Source organism: Defluviitoga tunisiensis (assembly GCF_000953715.1).
Lineage (GTDB): Bacteria > Thermotogota > Thermotogae > Petrotogales > Petrotogaceae > Defluviitoga > Defluviitoga tunisiensis.
In genome coordinates this window covers 743,913-763,274 of record NZ_LN824141.1, presented here as the reverse complement: position 1 = coordinate 763,274, position 19,362 = coordinate 743,913, and the positions used below count along the sequence as shown (strand labels likewise).

The following is a 19,362-nucleotide window of genomic DNA, read 5'->3' as shown; positions in this document are numbered from 1 at the left end:
TTTTAAAAATTTTTATTTTCCAATTTTATTCCGCCTACTTACATATTTAAAATTTATTATATTTTTTGATGAATAAATACCATTAATACTACTTATTATCTAACAATGTCTTTCCTTTTCATATTTATTAAATTTGTTTATATGTTTAATATTTTGAATAATATCTTGACTTTTTTAATTTATCATGATAGAATCTTTTTAGAATTATAATTGTTAACTAAGAAAATTTAAAGGGGGATTTAATATGTTGAAAAAACCCAATAAAAAAATTAAAAAGATTGAATCTTATTATACTTCTTATGATTATCTAGCAGATGACTTATTTTATTTTTATTATGAAAACACAAGAAAATTGTAAATTGAAAGTTATTAATAATCTTTTCAACCTCTTCAAAATAAGTAAAAAAACTCGCCCTCTCAAAATTGAGAGGACGAGTTCATTTCTGTTCTAAATTAAAGTGCTGTATATCCTCCATCTATAACTAATTCTGTTCCAGTGATGTAAGATGATTCTTCCGATGCTAAGAATAATGCCCCGTATGCAACTTCAATTGGTTCTGCAGGTCTACCTAAAACAGTTGTTCCTAAGGCTTGTTTGGTAGTTTCTTCGTCTTTTAAGAAGTCTTGAACCATTTGAGTCCTAATTATGCCTGGATGTATTGAATTTACTCTGATATTGTATTTTGCAAGTTCGGCTGCAACTGTCTTAGTTAAAAGTCTTGAAGCACCTTTTGAAGCATGATATGCAACAGCCATTCCAGTACCTATCAATCCTGCAATAGAGGAAATATTAATTATTGAACCTTTTCCAGCTTTTTTCATAGCAGGTAAGACATATTTTATACCCAAAAACTGACCTTTAGCATTGATATTCATAACTCTATCCCATTCTTCCTCTGTAGCTGTTTCTATCCCTGAAGTTGGAAATATACCCGCATTGTTTACTAGTACGTCAACCTTTCCCCATTTTTCGACTACTTTATCAACGACTTTTTTCCAATCTTCAGATTTGGAAACATCGAGTTTAAAAGCAATCGCTTGATGTCCAGCCTTGACAATGTCCTCTGCTACCTTCTTTACTTCATCTTCTAAAATATCTGCCGCTACAACTTTTGCACCCTCTTTAGCAAAGAGTTCTGCTTCAACTTTACCCATACCTCTTGCTGCACCAGTAATTATCGCTACCTTCCCATTTAATCTTCCAGCCATAAATATCCAGCCTCCTTTTAGTTTTCTTTCTTCGATACTTTTAGTACGCTAAAATTATTTTTTATTTTTTATATGATTGTTATTTTTTTCACTTTTTATTTAAAAAATTAAAGTTCTGAAATTTCTTATTTTTATTATAGCGAATTAATGAAAAATTTCACAGACTTTTTAATGAAGAAATTATGATAATATTTTTCGTTTTTGTGAATTTTTTCTCTAATTATCATTTTGTCACAAATTTATCTTTTAATATAAAAGTCATTCAACAGTCACCATGACTAAAACAAAATGATATCTTAACTCCTTTTTTTTCTGATAGAATGAAATATGTATGATGGTTTTATATATTATTACTTTTATTTTTCATAGATAAATTCTCCTCTTTTTTCACTTTCGTTTGTAACTTTAATCTTAATACATAATCTTATATAGACTAGTTCAAATTAATAATAAAACAACAACGATAATTTTATAACGATTGGAAGGTGGAAAAATGTTACAAATTCCAAAGAAAAACGGTACTGCTCATTCGATTGTTAAACAATTATATGATTTTGCCACAAAAAGTCCTGAAGAATTATTTCGACAGTTGAATACAGATAAAGATGGTTTATCACAAGAAGAGGTCGAAAGAAAACTTGAAATTTATGGGAGAAACGAACTAGCGCATGAAAAACCTCCACGCTGGTATATTCAACTTACAAAAGCATTTATAAATCCTTTTACAGGGATACTTGTTTTTCTTGCTATTGTATCTTATCTTACTGACGTTCTTTTTATTGCACCTGAATACAGAGATTGGAGTACAATTATAATTATTTTTGTAATCATTCTAATAAGTGGTTTTTTGCATTTCATTCAAGAATATCGCTCAAGCATTGAAACGGAAAAATTAAAAGCTATGATTCACACTACAGCTGCAGTTAAGAGAAAAGGAACAGATGTAAAAGAAATCAATATAGAAGAGATTGTACCAGGGGATATTGTATATTTAGCTGCTGGAGATATGATACCTGCCGATTTAAGAATCATTTCATCAAAAGATCTTTTTGTAAATCAGGCCACTTTAACTGGTGAATCAGAACCTGTAGAAAAATATCCAAATTTAAAAAAAGATAAACTGAATCAAGACAATTTAACTTTAACCGATTTAAACAATATATGCTTTATGGGAACAAGTGTTGTCAGCGGTTCTGCAATGGGTGTAGTTCTTTTAACAGGACAACATACTTATTTAGGCTTAATGGCAAAAACTTTGGTAGGAAAAAGATCTAAAACAAGTTTTGAAAAAGGTATCGACGATGTTAGTAAATTACTCATAAGGTTTATGGCATTTATGTTTCCAATTGTCTTTATTGTAAATTGGTTGACTAAAGGAAGCTGGTTGGATGCACTACTTTTTGCATTGGCGGTAGCAGTAGGATTGACACCAGAAATTTTCCCAATGATAATTACTACAAATCTTGCAAAAGGTGCAGTAGCAATGGCAAAACGAAAAACGATAGTTAAAAAGCTGGATTCCATACAAAATTTTGGAGCAATGGATGTACTATGTACAGATAAAACAGGTACCTTAACTCTTAATAAAATAGTTTTAGAAAAGCATTTAAATATAGCTGGAGAAGAGGATGAGAGAGTATTGAGACACGCATTTTTAAATAGCTATTATCAAACTGGATTAAAAAATTTAATGGATCAAGCTATTATTAATTATGGAGAAGAAAAAGGAATAAAAGGGTCAGAGTTGGAAAAAATTTACAGAAAAATCGATGAAATCCCATTTGATTTTGTTAGAAAAAGAATGTCGGTTGTGCTAGAAAGTAGGAGTGAAGGCGAAACAATCAAAAGGCAACTTATAACTAAGGGTGCTGTAGAGGAAATTTTGTCAATTTGTGAGTGGGTAGAATACAAAGAAAAAGTAGTTCCACTAACCCAGGAAATTAAAAATGAAGTAATGGAAACTGTTAATCAATTAAGCAAAGATGGTATGCGCATTCTAGCAATTGCTCAAAAAAATGATGTTCCTCCCGAAGATGTTTTCAGTGTAGCAGATGAAAACAAAATGGTTTTGATGGGATTTTTAGCTTTTTTAGACCCTCCAAAAGAATCGGCTCCCGCAGCCATAAAAGCTTTACTTGAATTAGGCGTTGATGTCAAAATATTAACAGGAGATAATGAGCTCGTCACAAAGAAAATCTGCAAAGAAGTAGGGTTATCAATAAAAAATGTCCTTTTAGGCAATGATATTGAAAAGATGACGGATGATGAACTTTCAAAAATCGTAGAAGAAACAACGATTTTTGCAAAACTTTCCCCAATGCAAAAATCACAAATAATTAAAGCACTCAGAAGTAAAGGTCATGTTGTTGGATTTTTAGGTGATGGAATAAACGATGCTCCAGCCATGAGAGCATCTGATGTGGGCATTTCAGTTGATTCGGCTGCAGATATAGCAAAAGAATCTGCTGATATTATTCTTCTAGAAAAAAGTTTAACAGTTTTGGAAGAAGGGGTAATTGAAGGACGAAAAATATTTGGAAATATTATGAAATATCTCGCAATAACCACAAGTTCCAATTTTGGAAATGTGTTTTCAGTTTTAGTAGCAAGTGCATTTTTACCTTTTTTACCAATGCAACCGTTACAGATACTGTTTTTAAACCTAGTTTATGATATCTCAATGTCAACGGTACCTTGGGATAAGCTGGATAAAGAGTATATAAAAAAGCCAAGAAAATGGGATGCTAGAAAAATAAGTAGTTTCATGATATGGTTTGGACCTATCAGTTCTATCTTTGATATAACTACCTATATTTTAATGTACTTCTTAGTTGGTCCTGCGGTAATTGGTAACTCTTATTTCTTATTACCAGAATATCTAAAACTCCAATTTGCCTCATTATTTCAAACTGGCTGGTTTGTAGAAAGTTTGTGGTCTCAAACTATGGTTGTACATATGCTTAGAACAGAAAAAATGCCGTTTATTCAGAGTACTGCTTCTTGGCCACTTATGATTTTTACATCACTCGGCGTTACGATAGGAACAATTATTCCATTTACATCGATTGGAGAAAGTTTTGGTTTCGTACCTTTACCTGGAATATACTTCCTATTTTTGATGTTCACTTTAATAGCATATTTAACAGTTGCACAATATGTTAAGGAAAGATTTATACACAAATTTGGAAGTTTGTTATGATTTTAAGGAACATTAAAATTTAATAAGTTTTTGAGAGAAATTGGATATTAGAAATATCCAATTTCTTTATACTAATACTTGCTTCATCAATTTTTTATTCACTAAATCTGCCATCATCTTTTGAACACCCAAGTTTATGTATATTATTTTCTAGCCAACCTCTTTTTATATCTTCATTCATATCAAATTCTGGCACATAAGGTTTTATATCTAAAATAGGTGTTTCATCCAGAACATCTACATCTTGGATATAAAGTATATTTTTTTCTATTTTTAATAACTTAACTGTTGATATGCCTATTGGATTGGGCCTACTTGGACTTCGTGTGGCAAAAACACCATGATAATTTTCATCCATAAAAGGCTTTACTATTAATTTATATGGTTTTGATAAGTGGAAATGATACAAGAGTATAATATGAGAAAATCCTTCTAAATCTTTTAAGCCTTCTTCATATTCTTGGAAGATTTCTACTGTTGCAGCAATACCTGCAGCCGCAGAGGGCTGGATTGGCGTTCCTATAGGATCTTTGAAGGGAGAATGTACTATTCCAATTGGCTTATAGATAATTTCTCTCATCAATTTTTCACTCCTAAATTATTTTACTATTCATTTTGGAAATCCTGAAATCTAAGCTGATTTTTTAATTCAATAATACTTATCAAGCAGACTATTGAAACAGTCTAAAAATTTCTTGTTTTCTTCTTTAGTACCCACAGTAACTCTAATTTTGTTTTCTAAAACACCTGAATATTTTCTGACAATTATTTTATTTTCTAGAAAAAAGTTGTAAGCGTCTTCTGCACTTAACCCAGAAATCTTACTTAAATCTATAAGTAAGAAATTGGAATCACTCTTTAAGGCATACCCTTTTAATTTTTCACTGAGAGTATTTCTTTCTTCTATAATATAGTCTATAGTTTTTAAAACATCTTCGTAATTTTCTATTATTGTTTCTACCATTTTTTCAGATAAAATATTGAAACTATATGGTGATTTAATTTTCATGATTTGTCTTACTATTTCTTGATTAGCTATTAAAATCCCAGCCCTTATGCCTGCAAGACCAAAAGCTTTCGAAAAAGTTCGAAGTATTATTAAGTTTGGATATTTTTCTAAGCATTTAATCATGCTTTTTTTTGAAAAATCTGCGTAGGCTTCATCTATAACTACAGGAAATCCTTTTTCTAGAACTTTTATTATCTCTTCTTCTGGTTGGATGTTACCCGTTGGATTATTTGGTGAGCAGATGAAAACTATCCTTGTTTTTTCGTTTATTTTTTGATCTAAATTGTTTATTTCATAGTTTTCATCCAAAGGAATTTTTTTGACATTTAAATTGTGTAGCTTTGAATAAAATTCGTACATTTCAAAGGTTGGAGGAGAAACAATCACTTCTTCACCATCAAATATTTTTACTAAATATGATATTAATTCGTCACTTCCATTTCCCACAACTATATTGTTTTTGTCTAAATTTAAATAGTATGATTTAAAATACGTGTTTAAGAATTCTGAAATTCTTTGACGAATGCTATCAGAAGTTAATTCAGGATATCTATTTAAACTTGTTTGATTAATCTTATTGTAAAAAATTTGCTTTATCTCATAAGAAACATCAAAAGGATTTTCATTTTTGCTAAGATCTATCAAATCATTTGACAATTTTGCTGAAGATGGATTATATTCAGGAAAACTGTTTAAAATTTTATTGAATCTCATTATTTTTTATTCCTCCTCTTTGTGCCTTTTTTTGAGTTCTTGTACAATTTCTCCAAATTCAATATTTTCAAAGCAAAGTAAAACAAGCAAATGGTAAATCAAATCGGCTGTCTCGTATATAATCCTTTCTCTATTTGGTGCAACTAAGACTTCTACTGCTTCTTCTCCAAATTTTTTGTATATTTTTTCTTTTCCTTCTTTAAATAGGTAACTTGTGTAAGATTCTTCTTTTGGATTGTTTTTTCTGTCTTTAATTGTTTCTTTTAACTCATTTAGAAAGTCAAGGGAATAGTCAACAGTAGATTCTGGAAGTTGCTCTATTTCTTCGATTTTCCTAAAACAGCTTTTAGTACCTAGATGGCAAGCAGCTCCTATTTGTTCAACTTTAATTAGCAAGGTGTCATTATCACAATCTATATAAGTTTCTTTGACTTTTTGATAGTTTCCACTTGTTTCTCCTTTCATCCTAATCCTATTTTTACTTCTAGAATAGTAATGGACTAAATTGGTCTCTAAAGTTTTATTTAAAGCTTCTTTATTCATATATCCTAAAGTTAAAACGGTTCCGTCTAAATCTTGTATTATTACTGGTACTAATCCATTATTCTTGTTCCAATCAATATTTTCGATAATACTCTTATAATCGAACATTAATCCCCATCTCCTTCAGTTGCTTTTTTAGTTCCACAGGAGTATAAACGCCAAAATGAAAGATTGAGGCGGCAAGAGCACCATCTGCTCCAACTTGAAAAACATCATAGAAATCTTTAACACTTCCCGCTCCACCTGATGCAATAACCGGTATTTTAACATATTCAGTTATAGTTTTAATTAACTCCAAATCATATCCTTTTCTTATGCCATCGGTGTCAATAGAAGTTACTAGTAATTCACCCGCACCTAAATCTTCACATCTTTTTGCCCATTCTTTTGCCTCTAAATCAGTCTTTTTTTGACCACCGTTCGTGTAAACATAATATTTATTCGTTGCTTCATCCTTTTTTGCGTCTATTGCTACCACAATTCTTGTACTACCCACAATATTAACTGCTTCTTTTACTAAATTAGGATCTTTAACAGCTGCTGTATTAATAAAGGCTTTATCTGCTCCACTTTCTATTATTTCTAATATATCTCTTACTGTATTTAGGCCTCCTCCAACAGTAAATGGAACTGATATTTCTTTAGATATCTTTTCAATTAAGTCCTTGATTATCTTCCTTTTTTCGTTTGAGGCAGTAATATCTAAGAGTACAATTTCGTCAATTCCTTCCTTTTCATACTTTTTTGCTAATTCAACCGGATCACCAACTTCTTTAATTTTGTCAAACTTTATTCCTTTTGATACTTTAGCATCTTTTATGTCAAGAGCGGCTATAATTCTCTTTGACTTCATATTTATCTCCTTTCAAATCTTCTAATTTTATTTTTCCTTCATACAACGCCTTACCTATTATTGCACCATCAAAGCCAATTATTTCTAATTTCTTTATATCTTCAACACTAGTAATGCCTCCAGCATATATTACTTCCTCATCATTCCAAAATTTATTTATATATGAGGATATTCCTTCTAAAGTACCATCTTTAGTTGTATCAGTATATATAAATCTTTTTGTATATTGCTTAAACACCTCAAAGGCGTCTTTTAAATTCTTATTAGAGTTTTCGAGCCAACCTTTGGTTTTTAGTTTTCCTTTTTCTACGTCCAAACTTACTGTAATATTAGTAAAATCTTGGGTTACTTTTCTTAAAAATTCAAGATCAAAAGCAGCTGTACCAACGATCACATAAGTTACACCTATGTTATATGCTTTTTCTATACTTTCGTACGTTCTAAATCCCCCTCCAACTTCTACTTTTAATCCTGTTTCTTTTATTATCTCTTGAACTACATCAAGATTTTTCGGAGATCCTTCAAAAGCTCCATCTAAATCAACTATATGAATTAGATCAACAAATTGAGATAGTTTTTTTGCAATCATTATGGGGTCTCCATATTCTTTAACAAATTTTTTGTCTCCTTTATATAATCTTACAACCTTTTTATTCATAAGATCAATGGCAGGTATTTTTTTTATCATTTTCTTCGCCTCCTTATTCTTGTATTTTTACTCACTTTAGAAATTATAAAATGCTTATTATATGTATGTTTTGGATTTAATTATTTTCACAAAATACCTTCCTACTTCTAATCATCGCTAATTCTTAATTTCTTTAACTTTTTGGTACTTGTACCTAGGAGTAGAGGGCTTCGCCCTGGACCCGTTGTTAATTCAAAAACAGTAATAAACAATTGAAACTTTTTGGTACTTGTACCTAGGAGTAGAGGGCTTCGCCCTGGACCCGTTATTAATTCAAAAACAGTAATAAACAATTGAAACTTTTTGGTACTTGTACCTAGGAGTAGAGGGCTTCGCCCTGGACCCGTTGTTAATTCAAAAACAGTAATAAACAATTGAAACTTTTTTGGTACTTGTACCTAGGAGTAGAGGGCTTCGCCCTGGACCCGTTGTTAATTCAAAAACAGTAATAAACAATTGAAACTTTTTGGTACTTGTACCATGGAAATGTTTTAAGTTTCAATAACTTTTTTAATTATACTCTATATACCTTATTAGTGCTTTCTATTCTTTCACTTTTTTCTAATGCTTGTTTTAAAGCTGTCCCCAACGACTTAAAACAAGCTTCAATTATGTGGTGAGCATTTTCACCATTTATTTGTTTCATATGAATTGTAGCTGACAAACTTCTTGATAAGGCTAAAACAAATTCTTTGAAGTTTCCTAATTCAAAACCTTCTTCTTGGTTTTCAATATTTAGCTCTATACTAGCAAAAGATCTTGAAATATCAACTGCTACAAGAATAAGCGCATCATCCATCGGTAAAATAGAAGTCCCAAATCTTTTAATCTTTGCATCTTTTATTTCCTCTTTTAAAAAATCTCCTATAGTTATTCCCACGTCTTCCCAGAGATGATGTTTTAAATCGTATTTTGCTTTAATATCAACTTCTCTTTCCATATAGTAAAAAAGTGTTTTTAGAAGGTGATTAAGAACCGGATCTCCTGTTTCAATGTTCATTTCTTTTGAATTGATTATCTCTATATATGTTTCATTAGTTTTCCTTATCATTTTCTTACCTCCATAGACTTTTTATGCTGTAACATACCTTCTATCTCAGCCATTCTAATACCTAAATACCTTTCCTTTAGGAACTCTTCTTTAGTAACCTTTGCAACCGTCATATACTTTACAAAATCATTGAGGTTTAGAACAGAAGAAAATCTAGCTGCTTTTCCTGTTGGTAAAACGTGATTTACCCCTAAAAAATAATCTGCAGCGGGAACAGGGGTGTATTCTCCTAAATAAACTGCTCCTGCATTTCGTATTAAAGATAGGATCAATTCAGGTTCTTTTGTTAATATTTCTAGATGTTCAGGAGCAATTTCATTTGCTTTGTCTGCACACTCAAATATATCTTTGCAAAAATATCTATCAATACCTTCTTTTTGACAATAATCGTATATCTGTTTAGAAGTTGTGACCAAAAATGCCTTTGATTCAGCTCCGTGTTCTAACTGGGAAAGAAGATCATTTAATACGTAATCTTTGTCTGCTGTTTCATCAGCAATTACACAAACTTCAGACGGGCCTGCTAAACTGTCTATTCCTACATCACCAAATACTTGCCTTTTTGCCTCGTTTACATACTGATTGCCTGGCCCAAAAATTTTATCAACCTTTTTCATCCCAATTCCATACGTCATAGCTGCAATTGCCTGGATTCCTCCCACTTTGTATATTTCGCTTATTCCCAGTTCTTTTGCGATATATATAATATATGGATTTACCTTTCCTTCTTTTGGCGATGAGGTTATTATTATATCCTTCACTCCAGCAATCTGAGCAGGTACAGCAACCATTAACAAACTAGAAGGAAGTGGTTTCCCGCCTGGCACATAAACACCTATTCTATCTATTGGGACTTTTATTAATCCATAAATAGATCCATATTCATTCTTATACATTAAGTCTTCTGTTTTTTGCTTTGAGTGATAATCTTGCAATCTTTTTATGATTTGTTTTATAGCATTTTTATCGCTTTGTGGAATCTCTGATTCTACATTCCATTCTTCTTCTCTCAAAAATATTTCATCTTGGTAATTATCGAACTTTTGAGAATATTTTTTTACTGCATCAAGTCCATTAATCTTTAAATCTTCTAATATTTCTGAAACATACCTTTGTAAATTCAATATAATCCCTCCTCAGTTTTTTGATTTAGGTTGTCTTATTTTATTTTCCGAATTTTCGTTATTAAGTCATTCACAAAGTCGAACTTGGTTTTTTGAGTTATCCTATTTACTAATAAAACGGCTGAAATGTCTATTATTTTATACACTTCTTCGAGATCGTTAGCCCTTAAGGTATTTCCAGTATCCACAATGTCTACAATTGCATCAGCAATACCTACCTTTGCAGCTAATTCTACTGCACCGTTCAACTTTAAGATTTTTACTTTTACTCCCCTTTCTAAAAAAAAGTCTTGTGTAATCTCAGGATATTTTGTAGCTATCTTAAAACCTTCCATTTTTTCAGGAGTGATTTTTTTCCCCTTCGGTACAATTAAGCTCATCCTACACTTACCAAATGGAAGATCTACTGGTACATAAACCTCATTCTTTCTCTCTAAAACTATATCACTTCCGCATATACCTAAATCAACCCCGTTCTCAACATATACAGGTACATCAAAAACACGTGGAAAGTAAAAAGTATAACCATTTAAGGACGAAATAAGTTCCCTGCTATCAGGTTCTTTTACCTTTATCCCAACATTTTCTAAAAAGTACTTTGTATCCTTTAGTAATCTTCCGGAAGGCAATGCAATAGATATTTTCATTTATCTTTTCATCTCCTTTATTACATCTAAATTAAAGGCTAATCCACACGCATATTTATCATTAATTCTGTATTGTCCACCATTACCTAAAAGATGACCATTATCTGGCGCATAAACCTCAAAAACAATGTCTTCGTAATAATCCATATATTTTATTGTGCCTAAGTCTATGAATATTCTTTCGTCATTTATGGATTTAAGAAGGGTGTTTAAACTGTTAATGTTTGATTGTTTCCCCCTAAAATTGAATAGTTCTCCAATTTCATTTTTTATCTCTTGATCTATTTCCAGAGCCTCAATCAAACCAAAATTCCTCACCTCAATAGCTTTTAAAACTTCTTGCTTGTATCTTTCCACCTTATTTAATACATTTTTCCATACTTTAATAGAACTTACATCTACGAAAAAATTACTTATCTCTAAGTTTTTTAGAAGTTCGATCGTTAATCGTATAATCTCTTCTTCTGCTTTTAGGTGTTCTCCATTCAAAATTTCAAAACCTAGTTGCCATGTGCTGTTAAGATTTTCGTTAAGAACTTCTGAAACATAAAAAATCTTTTGTTTTTCTTCAACTTTATCCATTTCTATTAGCCAAGAAGTAACGTCCGGTTTTAATAAATAAAAGTTTTTGCCATCAGAAAACTTCATACCTTTTTTCAGATTTTCAGAATACTGTGCTACAGATGGTGGAAAGAGCTCATAATAGCCATTTTGAATGAGTATATTTCTCATTTTATTTACAATATTCGATAAGGTTTTTGATTCTGCAAATATATCTTTTTTCATATTAATCTCCTTTCTTCTCACCTTATATTAGTTTTCAATACTTTTAATTACTTCAGCTTTTTAAAAACAAAAAACCGGTCACGTTATTTCGTGACCGGCTAATTCAACGCCTTGTATGAAGTTATCTAAAACAACGACATACATGGCATGTATTAACTCGGCCACGCCATGTATGATGATGCATATTTATGTTGTATATATTATTAATTTTCAGAACGCACAGTTCTTGTGATGACAAATCATTTTCCTCCATTAAGGTACTTATTTTTCTAATTATATACTATAAAAATTCTTTTGTCAACATTAAATTTCATAACTTTGTAAAGTCGTAGGCATATTAAGCGTATCTAAGACCTTTTCAAGAAGAATTCCTTCTCTTTTTGGATAATTGTATCCATAACTAGCCTTCAAAGACATAATAACAAACTGAGTAGCCTTATCAATAGCTATTGATAAGCTATCACCATTTAAAAGACTTCCAACAATTACACTAGTAAAGGCGTCCCCAGTTCCAGGATATAATGCTCTTATATGTCTATTTGTAACCTTCCAATATCGATCGTCATAACTGTTGTAAGCTACAACCCCGGTTCTTGTAGAATCTTTTTCTGGAACACTTGTAATAATAACTATTTTAGGTCCACTTTTTGAAAGCGCTTTGAGCCATTTTTTTAATATATCTAAGTTTACATACTCTCTATAGTGCTCTCCTAAAAGAAAACACGCTTCTGTAAAATTAGGGGTAATAACTTCTGATTTACTAATCAGCTTTCTCATTTGGTTTACTAAATCTGCGGTTATTGTAGGATAAAGAACACCATCATCTCCCATTACGGGATCAACAACTACTAATGATTCGTTATTTTTTGAAAAATAGTCAATAAAATCTGAAACTATGTCTATTTGTTTTTCAGAACCTAAAAAACCACTGTAAATTGCATCAAATGATATATCTAGTGTTTTCCAATGATTTATGTACTCTTTCATGTAATCAGTTAAATCCAAAAAGGTATAATTTTCAAAACCACCTGTATGAGTTGATAATATTGCTGTAGGTACAGGACATACATGTATCTTCATTGAGGATAGAATAGGGATAACAACATTTAAAGAAGCTTTACCAAACCCTGATAGATCATGGATAGCAGCAACCCGTTTAATAGGTTTTTCTTTCAAATATAGTCCTCCTTTTTTGCTAGATTCTTATTCTTAGAAATTGGATAAGTTATAGAATTCTTTAGCTATCTCTGCTCCAACTTTTGCATTATTAAGCACAAGTTCAATATTAGCCTGTAAACTTTCTCCTTTACTTAAATCTTTTATTCTTGATAAAAGAAATGGAGTTAATTCTTTTCCTTTTATTCCTAGTTTTTCTGAATCTTCTATGGCTTTGTTTATTATAGATTTTATTTCTTCTTCATTCATCGAATATTCTTCCGGAATAGGATTGGTGATTAGAACACCACCTTGAAGTCCCAAATCCCATTTTGCTTTCATTATTAGAGCAGCTTCTTTAGCTGTATCTACCCGATAAGGGATTTTTATGCCACTTTTTCTTGAATAAAAAGAGGGTAATTCATCAGTCTGGTAACCAACCAAAGGTACACCAAATGTTTCAAGATACTCTAGTGTAAGAGATAAATCTAATATGGCCTTTGGACCGGCACAAACAACTGCAACATTCGTCTTTGATAATTCTTGCAAATCAGCGGAGATATCAAATGTTTCTTGAGCGTGTCTATGTACCCCACCTATACCCCCTGTGACAAATACTTTTATTCCAGCTAGATTTGCAGCTATCATTGTTCCTGCAACTGTTGTAGCAGCATTTGACTTTTTGGCTATTACTATAGGTAAATCCATTCTACTAGCTTTTAATATATTCTTATCTGTACCCATAAATTCAAGCTCTTTTTCGTTTAAACCAATTTTTATTATGCCATCAATTATAGCTATAGTAGCAGGAGTTACACCTCTATCTCGTATTGTTTCTTCTAATTTTTTAGCAACTTCGATATTTCGTGGATAAGGCATTCCGTGTGAAATAATCGTAGATTCCAATGCTACAACTGGTTTATTTTTTTTTATAGCTTTTGCTACTTCTTCTTTTATGTCAAAGTATTTGAGATTCAATTTCAAACCTCCCATCGCTATATTATACCTCTCAATTATTCTCGGTTTCTTCTAAAATTTTATATAGCTCGTCAGATACCGTTTTATAGCTTTTCATTGTAATCTGAGAAGCTTTTATGCCATAATAAATTGATTGATTTATGCCCAAATCATTGTATAATCCATATATAAAACCAGCAGTAAAGGCGTCTCCAGCTCCATTAGTATCAATGATTTCTTCTGAACTCATTTCTTTAACAGGAAAAAAATTTAGATTATTATCTTTCCTACTAAAAAAATAAATGCCATCTGCTCCATTGGTTATTACTATATTTGTAAAATTTGGAATCTTTTGCTGTATATTTTTTATTATACCTTCTCTATTTGGAAATTCGAGTTCTTTATCTAATAACGAATTCAATTCCATAAAATTCAAGGTTAAATAATCAACGTTATTATCTACCTGCAGCAATTTTTTTACTTTTGCAATAGAAACTGCATTTATTATTACCTTTATATTTTTATTTTCAACTAATTTTAGCACAAAATTTATTACATCTACATTCAAATTTGTATCTAGAAATATTATCTTTGAATCAATTATAAAGTCTTTTTTCTCTTCGAGAAAAACTGTATCTATTTCTTCCATTATTTGCATATCAGATATAGAAACATACATATCTCTAATTTCATTTAAAATAGCTAAATAAACACCTGTCTGAAAATGTTTAGAAATCTTTATATGGCCTGTTTCTATATCCAAATTATTCATTTCATTCAAAATAATTTCTCCAAAACTATCATTTCCAACTGCTCCTATTAAATTAATTGGAACATTTAATTTAACTAAATTATGAGCAACATTCCTAGCCACACCCCCTGAAGAATAGAATACTTTTCCAGGATTTGAAGTTTGAAGCTCTAGCCTTTTGAATGGAGATCCTTTAATATCAAGATTAATTCCTCCTATACAGGAGACTTTTTTTAACAACTTTATATTCTCCTTTATCTGCATTTCTTTAAAACTCTTTTGGATACTTGTATCGAGGCAGGAAGAGGGCTTCGCCCTGAACCCATTACTAATTCAAATGCTTACTTTTAGAAAATCTGCATTTCTTTAATACTTTTTTAGATACTTGTATCGAGGCAGGAAGAGGGCTTCGCCCTGAACCCATTACTAATTCAAATGCTTACTTTTAGAAAATCTGCATTTCTTTAAAACTCTTTTGGATACTTGTACCAAGGCAGGAAGAGGGCTTCGCCCTGAACCCATTACTAATTCAAATACTTACTTTTAGAAAATCTCCTTTTTTTATTTAAAAATAATCTACATAATATTATAACTTAACTAGACAAAAAATATTTATATGAATTTATTATTTTTCAATTCGTATGTAATGCATAAAATTCTAATGAAACCAGGTATTGAATTTATGAATTATTTAAAATTTTTAATCAGAGACCTTAGAAATAAAGATTTTGGAATTTCTGAAGACAGTATAATTTTAAATAAAAAAGAGGCCTCTTAAGCATATAACTAAGGCCCCTTAACATAGGATGTTAAATTATTTTATTTTATTTTAGAGTAATAGCAAAAATATGCATTGTCGGTATCTGAGGAAGGAAAATAGATTTAATGGGTTTTTCTTTCAATACTATCTTATTTAGATACAACCTGGTCGTTATGTTTTCTTTGATTCCTAGATTGTCATATCTATAATCAAATTCCATTAAGATTGTTTCTCCATAAGCAGGGTCTTGACACCAATCTGAAAAAGCTATTCTATTTTCTTCTATTGTTTCATCACTATACACTATAGTTAAATATCCTTCATAGTTACCATGATCACAAGAACCCACTATATATAGATTAGAAGGAGAAACATCAAAGTTTTTTAAATAGATCTCTTGAGATGTACATATTAGGTTATCTACTCCTTCAGTTTTAAATTTAAAATACACATCTTCTTTTTCAAAATAAAAAACATTGTTGTCTAACTTCTTTTGAAGCTCTTCTACTGGATATTTAGCGCCAATAACTCCATCAAAGTTATCAAAGTTACCTGATTTTCTATTTGCATAATCAACTATCCCATCATTATTAAACAACTCTTCCAAGTTAAACAAATAACTTTCATTGACCTTTTCAATAGGCACTTCAACTTTTTGAACATATTGACTTTTAACGTCTGCTATCGCATATTCTATTTGTTTCACTCCCGTTTTACTAAACTCATAATAATTATCTTTTAATTTATACACAAAAAGGTGATCAACTGGCTTTATAATAACCTGATCAATATATATATTTCCTCCATCTGGTTTAAAATAAAGTATTATTTCATTTTTACTCATATGTATTTTTCCTATACTGCTTATTCCTTTTGATGATTTCAAAGTTACTTCCACAGAATTCTCACCAGAAGTAACTTTAACTGTGGTATTAGGCTCAAATATTCCACTAACGTATATTTCGTATTCTCCAGGATAAAAATCCTTTAAAGTCTGTCTAATTCTTATGCTTTCATCTGTTTTTAAAGCAATGTTGTTTATATTATCAAGAGTAAAACTATATATACCAGTATTCATCTTTTCTGCTTCTAACAAATTGGTCTTTCTTCCTGAAACTATTATTGCTTCAGTTATTTCTTGAAATTTCATAGGTAAGATTTTAAGTCTGGTAATGCTCAATAAAGCACAGATTGTCGATTCTGCTCCAGAGTTAGTATTAATATATACAGAATGTAATGAATCATATCCTTCACCATTTGGACCATACATAGGTGTTTTTAAATTGTTATTCTTTTCAAAAAAGCCTCCAAATAACGAAGCCATATACGCATAATTATCGTCTTTGCTTACTGAATATAACTTAACCAAAGTTGATACGATAGGTTCAACACCATAAGCGATTTGAGGATAAAGCATTATATACTCACTTATTTGATAAACAGGTCCTAAGGAAAGCAAAACTGGGTAAAACTCATCTGCAAGTAACTTTACCGCTTTCAAATACTTGTCATCTTGTGTTATTTTATACAATTCAAGCAAGGCTTCACCTTGCCTGCTACCCCAGCTATGCCACAAGGGTGTCTCTTCACCTTCGTCGAACGCACCTTTTAGAAAACCATCTTTAATTTGCTTACTTAAAATAGAATCACCTATTTTTATTGCTAAATCTTTTACTTTTTCGTCTTTTGTGTACTTATAATATTCAACTACCCCCATTAAAAAAACAGAAGAAACATCTGAATTATGGTTTAAAAAGTAATTTTCATCTAAATTTTTTGATAGAAAATTATAGGCTAACTTAGCTGAATTTTCTAATTTCTTTTGAAACTCTTTATCATTTTCAAAAATTTCTAAGGCATTGGAAATAGACCAGAAACCTCTAGCAGCCCACCAATTTGCTGATTTTCTACTTGTAATACCTTGCTTATTAATACTCCCATCTTCAAAAACAAAATTATAAAAATCTCCATCGGTATCTTGGAAAGCCATTACAAAATCCAAGGCCTCTTTAGCCCTTTGCAAATAAAATTCATTATTATCAAGTTTATATAATTCAGTATATAACACAGCCACCCTTGCTACATCATCCACACAAGTAACTCCTTCACCTTTAGCCTCTGTGTGTACATATTTGTCACCATATTTTTCAGCATATATCCAATATCCTATCTTTGTTTCGTTTTCAATTTGAAATTCATCTCTTAAAAATTCTAGATGATTTAGATTTAATTCAGGCATTCCTAAAGATGTTAACGGCATAAATATTATGGTAAATATAATAAAATATTTTCTTTTCATTATGTGACCTCCCTTGAATCATGATTAATAAGTGAATAGATAGTTGAACTAATTTGAACAATCAATTTTATGTTTGGAAATTTATACTAAAAGTTTTTTTCAGCTTTATTGAATATTTTCGTTAAATAATAGCTAATAAAAGTGAAACCTCTGCAGCATTCTCAATTTCTGCAGAGGTTTATAAAATTACTCAGCTACAACTTTTAAATTTTGAATTTCATGTGTTCTATTTTCAAGAAGTTTTATAGCTTCATCAACATTTTTAGAAGAATACATTGAAAAATATCTTGTATAAGTTAATTTGTCCCCTGCTTTAAATTGAGCCATCCAATCTGCTTCATGTGTATTTTCAAAAACTCCTTTAGTAGCTTCGTAAATTTCTAACTCTCCAGGAACCCATCTAAAGATTCCATCTCTAAACTCTCTACTTTCATAGAACCAAAAATCGTTATATACAAATTTCTTAAGATCCGAGTAAATTACTGGTTTTTCAGGAAGAATTTCAGCGGCAACTATATCATAACTATCAGAAAAATTTGCTCTCCAATTTTCCATTGAGGCATAACAATATGTTGCACCCCACCACAATGGTTTCATCGGATCAATAGCAGGAAATACTATGAATGGATTGTTATCAACCATCTTAACTGCATTTCTTTCCTTCCAATAGTCATATGGTGAAATTCCTAATTGTTCAGCCCAAAGCATCCTTCTAAACATAGGCATAATATGAACAGCTTTATCATCTAAGCTTGTCAATGGTGAAGTTGCCATAACTTGTAATTTCATTATATCAACATAATTAGTGAATGAAAATTCGTTTTCTACGATAACGTCACCTGTTTTAAATATATGGGTGGTTATCTTCTGGTTAAAACCTGGTAATTCTTCATAATATAATAATGCTTCAACAGTAACCGCAACCGGACCTGGCTGAAATACATTTAATTCTTTAACCTTTAGACCAGAAGAAGTTGTTTCCACATGTTTACCTAAATATCCGTCGACATAATATGTGCTTCCAGACCAACCTGCTACTCTTGCTGTTCCAAGCTCATTGTACAAATTCCCTTCAGCATTATTGAATTTGACAAAGCTAGCAAGGCCATAAGAATTCACCTTTACTGTAAATTTGTCAGAAGATACAATATATTCACCATCTTTTTCTTCAACTTTCAAACTAGGTGCAAACTGAAGTAAATCTAAATCCCAATCATCAGAAACAACTAATTTTGCTTCTTTTTTGAAGGTAAATTGAAGTAAGTCTTTTGATGAAATCTTCCCATTTTTATCAACATCTACTAATTGATATGGAAGATCTTTTCCATTTGAATCCTTCACTCTAATAGAATACCAATTTGCATCAAAATCTTCACCAACTAAATCCAATAACTCAGAAAAACTCATAACATAAGGTACCTCAAGGTTTGTCTTTTGGTCGGTTACAACTTTTATTACCTTTTCAGCAGAAAATACTGCAACAGACATTAAAACAACTAACAAACACACAAAAAACATTCTAATATTTTTCATCCTACTACCTCCTCCTTACAAAATTTTTCATTCTCATTTTAAAATCATGAAACTCAGATTCTATAATTATTTAGACATTGAATT

16 protein-coding genes are annotated in these 19,362 nt (G+C 30.8%); 1 reads left to right on the top strand and 15 read right to left on the bottom strand.

The features are described from left to right. Positions 1–453: 453 nt before the first annotated feature. Positions 454–1,209 (bottom strand): SDR family NAD(P)-dependent oxidoreductase, encoded by a 756-nt coding sequence (locus DTL3_RS03615; protein WP_045087565.1) that lies wholly within the window; start codon positions 1,207–1,209, stop codon positions 454–456. A gap of 493 nt (positions 1,210–1,702) precedes the next feature. On the opposite strand from DTL3_RS03615, the gene mgtA reads away from it, so the two are divergent. Then, positions 1,703–4,408, top strand: a complete 2,706-nt coding sequence (mgtA, locus tag DTL3_RS03610; protein WP_045087564.1) for a magnesium-translocating P-type ATPase — start codon at positions 1,703–1,705, stop codon at positions 4,406–4,408. 94 nt (positions 4,409–4,502) lie between these two features. Here the strand turns inward: mgtA and tsaA are convergent, their stop codons facing one another. From tsaA to DTL3_RS03535, 14 genes are all read right to left on the bottom strand, one after another. Continuing rightward, positions 4,503–4,988, bottom strand: a complete 486-nt coding sequence (gene tsaA / locus DTL3_RS03605) for a tRNA (N6-threonylcarbamoyladenosine(37)-N6)-methyltransferase TrmO (RefSeq protein WP_045087563.1) — start codon at positions 4,986–4,988, stop codon at positions 4,503–4,505. Between the two features lie 69 nt (positions 4,989–5,057). Continuing rightward, a complete protein-coding gene (gene hisC, locus DTL3_RS03600; protein ID WP_045087562.1) occupies positions 5,058–6,131 on the bottom strand; it encodes a histidinol-phosphate transaminase in 1,074 nt (357 codons plus the stop codon). A 6-nt stretch (positions 6,132–6,137) separates the two neighbouring features. Next, on the bottom strand, positions 6,138–6,782 hold the full coding sequence (gene hisIE, locus DTL3_RS03595; protein WP_045087561.1) for a bifunctional phosphoribosyl-AMP cyclohydrolase/phosphoribosyl-ATP diphosphatase HisIE: 645 nt from the start codon (positions 6,780–6,782) through the stop codon (positions 6,138–6,140). Then, a complete protein-coding gene (gene hisF / locus DTL3_RS03590) occupies positions 6,769–7,527 on the bottom strand; it encodes an imidazole glycerol phosphate synthase subunit HisF (RefSeq protein ID WP_045087560.1) in 759 nt (252 codons plus the stop codon). The genes hisIE and hisF overlap by 14 nt, the downstream gene beginning before the upstream one ends. Next, positions 7,496–8,215: a 1-(5-phosphoribosyl)-5-((5-phosphoribosylamino)methylideneamino)imidazole-4-carboxamide isomerase gene (gene hisA / locus DTL3_RS03585; protein ID WP_045087559.1), complete on the bottom strand. Its 720-nt coding sequence runs from the start codon at positions 8,213–8,215 to the stop codon at positions 7,496–7,498. The genes hisF and hisA overlap by 32 nt, the downstream gene beginning before the upstream one ends. A gap of 514 nt (positions 8,216–8,729) precedes the next feature. Then, positions 8,730–9,266, bottom strand: a complete 537-nt coding sequence (gene hisB, locus DTL3_RS03575) for an imidazoleglycerol-phosphate dehydratase HisB (protein ID WP_045087557.1) — start codon at positions 9,264–9,266, stop codon at positions 8,730–8,732. Next, the gene (hisD, locus tag DTL3_RS03570; protein WP_045087556.1) at positions 9,263–10,390 is read right to left on the bottom strand and encodes a histidinol dehydrogenase; all 1,128 of its coding nucleotides are present in this window, start codon (positions 10,388–10,390) and stop codon (positions 9,263–9,265) included. Before hisD ends, hisB begins: the two co-directional genes overlap by 4 nt. A gap of 35 nt (positions 10,391–10,425) precedes the next feature. Next, positions 10,426–11,031, bottom strand: a complete 606-nt coding sequence (gene hisG, locus DTL3_RS03565) for an ATP phosphoribosyltransferase (protein ID WP_144403525.1) — start codon at positions 11,029–11,031, stop codon at positions 10,426–10,428. Positions 11,032–11,037: 6 nt separating this feature from the next. Then, positions 11,038–11,823 carry an ATP phosphoribosyltransferase regulatory subunit gene (locus DTL3_RS03560; RefSeq protein WP_052670330.1) on the bottom strand — a complete coding sequence of 262 codons (786 nt, stop codon included), beginning with the start codon at positions 11,821–11,823 and terminating at the stop codon, positions 11,038–11,040. 303 nt (positions 11,824–12,126) lie between these two features. Beyond that, positions 12,127–12,999 carry a pyridoxamine kinase gene (locus tag DTL3_RS03555; protein WP_045087554.1) on the bottom strand — a complete coding sequence of 291 codons (873 nt, stop codon included), beginning with the start codon at positions 12,997–12,999 and terminating at the stop codon, positions 12,127–12,129. A 33-nt stretch (positions 13,000–13,032) separates the two neighbouring features. Continuing rightward, on the bottom strand, positions 13,033–13,956 hold the full coding sequence (locus DTL3_RS03550) for a pseudouridine-5'-phosphate glycosidase (protein WP_045087553.1): 924 nt from the start codon (positions 13,954–13,956) through the stop codon (positions 13,033–13,035). A 31-nt stretch (positions 13,957–13,987) separates the two neighbouring features. Beyond that, entirely contained in the window at positions 13,988–14,926 is a 939-nt protein-coding gene (locus tag DTL3_RS03545) for a carbohydrate kinase family protein (protein ID WP_052670327.1), read from the bottom strand. 584 nt (positions 14,927–15,510) lie between these two features. Further along, on the bottom strand, positions 15,511–17,745 hold the full coding sequence (locus DTL3_RS03540; RefSeq protein ID WP_045087552.1) for a hypothetical protein: 2,235 nt from the start codon (positions 17,743–17,745) through the stop codon (positions 15,511–15,513). 186 nt (positions 17,746–17,931) lie between these two features. Further along, positions 17,932–19,278 (bottom strand): hypothetical protein, encoded by a 1,347-nt coding sequence (locus DTL3_RS03535; protein ID WP_045087551.1) that lies wholly within the window; start codon positions 19,276–19,278, stop codon positions 17,932–17,934. Positions 19,279–19,362 lie beyond the last annotated feature (84 nt).